The following is a 4,162-nucleotide window of genomic DNA, read 5'->3' as shown; positions in this document are numbered from 1 at the left end:
TGTTGGCGCTGCGTTAGGCTGCGATCGATCTTGAAAATGATCGCATCCTTCGGCAGCGCCTACAGGTGTAGCGCTATCCAGCTGGAGCTTTCCCATGAAACACAACGTCATCCTGGTGGTGCTTGATGGTCTGAATTATCAGGTCGCCCGGCATGCCATGGGGCACCTTCAGGCCTACGCCAGCGCAGGACGCGCGGCGTTATACAAGCTGGAATGTGAGTTGCCGGCACTCTCCAGGCCGCTTTACGAATGCATCTTGACCGGCGTAAAGCCCATCGACAGCGGCATTGTGCACAACAACGTTTCTCGCCTGTCGAACCAACGCAGTGTGTTTCATTACGCCAACGAAGCCGGCCTCACCACCGCCGCCGCTGCCTACCATTGGGTCAGCGAGTTGTATAACCGTTCGCCGTTTCACGCAGCTCGGGACCGTCACACTGACGACAAGAACCTGCCGATTCAGTACGGGCACTTCTATTACGCCGATCACTACCCGGATTCGCACCTGTTCGCCGACGCCGAAAACCTGCGTCTGCGCCACGCGCCGAACTTCCTGTTGGTGCATCCCATGAACATCGACGATGCCGGGCACAAGCACGGCCTCGACACCCCGCAATACCGCAACAGCGCACGGTCTGCCGACATCATCCTAGCCGATTACCTGCAAGGCTGGCTTGACGCCGGTTATCAGGTGTTGGTCACGGCTGACCACGGCATGAACAACGACCGCTCGCACAATGGCTTGCTCCCGGAAGAACGCGAAGTTCCGCTGTTCGTACTCGGCGACGCCTTCAGTCTCGACCCGTCCGCCGCCCCGAAGCAGACTGAACTCTGCGGTACGGTCTGCGAATTGCTCGGTGTGCCTCACGACAAGCCCATCTGCAGGGAGCTGTTGAAGTGAAATCAATCCGAGGCAAATGGCTGGCAGCACTGTGTCTGGTGCCCTTCGCCGTATTTTTTATCGTGTTTCAGATCGCGCCGCTGGTGTGGGTGCTGATCAACAGCCTGCAATCGGAAGATGAAGGCTGGGGCATCGCCAATTTCAGCGAAATTTTCAGCTCCAGGTTTTACCTGCAAGCCATCGGGCACAGCCTGGAGATCAGTTTTTGGTCCAGCGTGTTCGGGATCATTATTGCCGTACTGGGCAGCTATTCCCTGCACCGGGTCAATTCGCGGCTTCGCAATTTCGTGAACGCCTTCGCCAACATGACCAGCAACTTTGCTGGCGTACCGTTGGCGTTTGCGTTCATCATTTTGCTGGGGTTCAACGGCACGATCACCATCATGCTCAAACAGGCCGGGGTTATTCAGGACTTCAACCTGTACTCGGAAACCGGTTTGATCATTCTGTACACCTACTTCCAGATCCCCCTGGGCGTGTTGCTGTTGTACCCGGCCTTCGACGCCCTGCGAGAGGACTGGCGTGAATCGGCTTCGCTGCTTGGCGCCAGTGGCTGGCAGTTCTGGCGGCACATTGGTTTGCCAGTACTGACCCCGGCGCTGATCGGCACCTTCGTCATTCTGCTGGCCAATGCCCTTGGCGCTTACGCCACGGTGTACGCGCTGACCACTGGCAATTTCAACGTGTTGCCCATCCGGATTGCCGCCATGGTCTCCGGCGATATCACCCTCGACCCGAACATGGCCAGTGCCTTGGCCGTGGTGTTGGTCGGTTTGATGACCCTGGTGACCATCGTCCATCAATGGCTGTTGAAGAGGAGCTACCATGTCTCGCGGTGAATCCGGCTCCGTCGTGGTGTACCACCGAATAGTGGTGTACATCCTGTTCCTCATTCTGCTGCTGCCATTGGCCGGTACGTTGATCTATTCCCTGGCCAGCAGTTGGTCGGCAACGATCCTGCCCAGCGGTTTTACCTTCAAATGGTATGAACAACTGTGGAGCGATCCGCGCTTTTTGCATGCGTTCGGCCAATCGTTGCTGGTGTGCGTTGGTTCGCTGATCCTTTCGGTGATTTTAATTCTGCCGCTGCTGTTCGTGGTGCATTACCACTTTCCCAAGCTCGACGCGCTGATGAACATATTGATCCTGCTGCCTTTCGCAGTGCCGCCGGTGGTGTCCTCGGTGGGGCTGTTGCAGCTGTACGGCTCCGGGCCGTTTGCCATGGTCGGCACGCCGTGGATTTTGATCGGTTGCTACTTCACCGTGGCGCTGCCGTTCATGTACCGGGCAATCACCAACAACCTGCAAGCGATCAACCTGCGGGACTTGATGGACGCTGCGCAATTGCTCGGTGCCAGCACCTGGCAGGCGGCGATTCTGGTGGTGCTGCCGAACCTGCGCAAAGGCCTGATGGTCGCGCTGCTGCTGTCGTTCTCCTTCCTGTTTGGTGAATTCGTGTTCGCCAACATCCTGGTCGGTACTCGTTACGAAACCCTGCAGGTCTATCTCAACAACATGCGCAACAGCAGCGGCCATTTCACCAGCGCCTTGGTGATTTCATATTTCATGTTCGTGCTGGTGTTGACCTGGGTTGCCAATTTACTGAACAAGGACAAAAGCCAATGAGCTTCGTCAGCGTTGAACATCTGCAAAAAAACTACGCCAGTACCGCCGTGTTCAGTGACATCAATTGCGAGATTAAAAAAGGTGAATTCGTCACCCTGCTTGGCCCGTCGGGTTGCGGCAAATCCACGCTGCTGCGCTGTATTGCTGGCCTGACGTCGGTCACCAGCGGGCACATTCTGCTGGACGGCCAGGACCTGGTGCCGGTCTCACCGCAGAAGCGCGGGATCGGCATGGTGTTCCAAAGTTATGCGCTTTTCCCGAACATGAACGTCGAGCAAAACGTTGCGTTCGGCTTGCGCATGCAAAAGGTCAACCCAGACGACAGCCGTAAGCGTGTGGCGGAGATCCTTCGGTTGGTGGAGCTGACTGACTTCGCTAACCGCTACCCGCATCAAATGTCGGGGGGTCAGTGCCAGCGCGTCGCGTTGGCCCGTTCGCTGGTCACCCAGCCGCGCTTGTTACTGCTGGATGAGCCGCTGTCGGCGCTGGACGCCCGGATCCGCAAACATCTGCGTGAACAGATCCGGGCGATCCAGCGCGAGTTGGGCCTGACGACGATTTTCGTGACCCACGATCAGGAAGAAGCCCTGACCATGTCCGACCGGATTTTCCTGATGAACCAGGGCCGGATCGTGCAGAGCGGCGACGCCGAAACCTTGTACACCGCGCCGATCGATCTGTTTGCTGCGGGCTTCATCGGCAACTACAACCTGCTTGATGCCGAAAGCGCCAGTCGCCTGCTGCAGCGGCCGATTAAAGGGCGCCTGGCGATTCGCCCGGAAGCCATCGAATTGAGCTTGACCGGCGAGTTGGATGGCGAAGTCCGCAGCCACAGTTTGCTGGGCAACGTGATTCGTTATCGCATTGAGGCGCGAGGCGTCGAGTTAGTGGTGGATGTACTCAACCGCTCAGCGGCTGACCTGCACCCGGATGGCCGCCGCGTGACCCTGGCCATCGATCCGTCGGCGCTGCGTGAGGTAGCCTGACCGATACGCACAAACTGCCCAACGCAGGAGCGCGCTTGCCCGCGATGGATAGCGAAGCGATCCTAAATGCCGCATGCAATTTTTCGTGAGATTTGCATGCGATAGTTTACGACTGCTGCGCAGCCGATCGCGGGCAAGCGCGCTCCTACAGTTATGGGTTGCAGTTGAAATAAATTCAGAGGACCGCAGTAATGGCTTTAGCAATTTTTGATCTGGACGAAACCTTGATCGGCGGCGACTGCGCCAGCTTGTGGAGCGAACAGATGGCCCGCCTGGGCTGGGTCGACAAAGAATCATTCATGCGTAAAAACGATGAACTGATGGCCGCCTACAGCGCCGGCGAGTTGGCAATGGAGGACTACATGGCGTTCAGCCTGGAACCCATGGCCGGCCGTACCCCGGAAGAAGTCGATCACCTGGTCGAGCCGTGGGTAGAGGACTTTATCGAACCGATTATCTTCAGTGAAGCCTGCACCGCTATCGCCAACCACCGCGCCGCTGGCGACCGCATTCTGGTGATCTCGGCTTCGGGCACACACTTGGTCAAAGCCATCGCCGCACGGATTGGCATTGATGAAGTGCTGGGTATCGACCTGGAGGTCAAGCATGGGGTGTACAGCGGCGCGACTGTCGGTGTGTTGACCTATCG

Annotated in this window: 5 protein-coding genes; all 5 read left to right on the top strand. The window is 57.8% G+C overall.

From position 1 onward, the window contains the following. Nucleotides 1–94: 94 nt before the first annotated feature. On the top strand, nucleotides 95–901 hold the full coding sequence (locus JWR17_RS16545; RefSeq protein WP_299833015.1) for an alkaline phosphatase family protein: 807 nt from the start codon (nucleotides 95–97) through the stop codon (nucleotides 899–901). Further along, nucleotides 898–1,740 carry an ABC transporter permease subunit gene (locus JWR17_RS16540; RefSeq protein WP_299833014.1) on the top strand — a complete coding sequence of 281 codons (843 nt, stop codon included), beginning with the start codon at nucleotides 898–900 and terminating at the stop codon, nucleotides 1,738–1,740. Before JWR17_RS16545 ends, JWR17_RS16540 begins: the two co-directional genes overlap by 4 nt. Further along, nucleotides 1,727–2,527, top strand: coding sequence for an ABC transporter permease (locus JWR17_RS16535; protein WP_299833013.1), 801 nt, complete (start codon nucleotides 1,727–1,729; stop codon nucleotides 2,525–2,527). The genes JWR17_RS16540 and JWR17_RS16535 overlap by 14 nt, the downstream gene beginning before the upstream one ends. Continuing rightward, a complete protein-coding gene (locus tag JWR17_RS16530) occupies nucleotides 2,524–3,513 on the top strand; it encodes an ABC transporter ATP-binding protein (RefSeq protein ID WP_299833012.1) in 990 nt (329 codons plus the stop codon). The genes JWR17_RS16535 and JWR17_RS16530 overlap by 4 nt, the downstream gene beginning before the upstream one ends. A 191-nt stretch (nucleotides 3,514–3,704) precedes the next feature. Next, nucleotides 3,705–4,162 (top strand): HAD-IB family hydrolase (locus JWR17_RS16525; protein ID WP_299833011.1); only part of this gene is annotated, 458 nt, incomplete at its 3' end.

The organism is Pseudomonas sp., assembly GCF_028293835.1.
Classification (GTDB): Bacteria; Pseudomonadota; Gammaproteobacteria; order Pseudomonadales; family Pseudomonadaceae; genus Aquipseudomonas.
The sequence above is the reverse complement of the archived record's forward strand: the minus strand, read 5'-3'. Positions and strand labels throughout refer to the sequence as shown.

What these genes read in the sequence shown, in the direction of transcription:
- JWR17_RS16530 (WP_299833012.1), top strand. Translation starts at nt 2,524, where the DNA reads ATGAGCTTCGTCAGCGTTGAACATCTGCAAAAAAACTACGCCAGTACC.
- JWR17_RS16535 (WP_299833013.1), top strand. Translation starts at nt 1,727, where the DNA reads ATGTCTCGCGGTGAATCCGGCTCCGTCGTGGTGTACCACCGAATAGTG.
- JWR17_RS16545 (WP_299833015.1), top strand. Translation starts at nt 95, where the DNA reads ATGAAACACAACGTCATCCTGGTGGTGCTTGATGGTCTGAATTATCAG.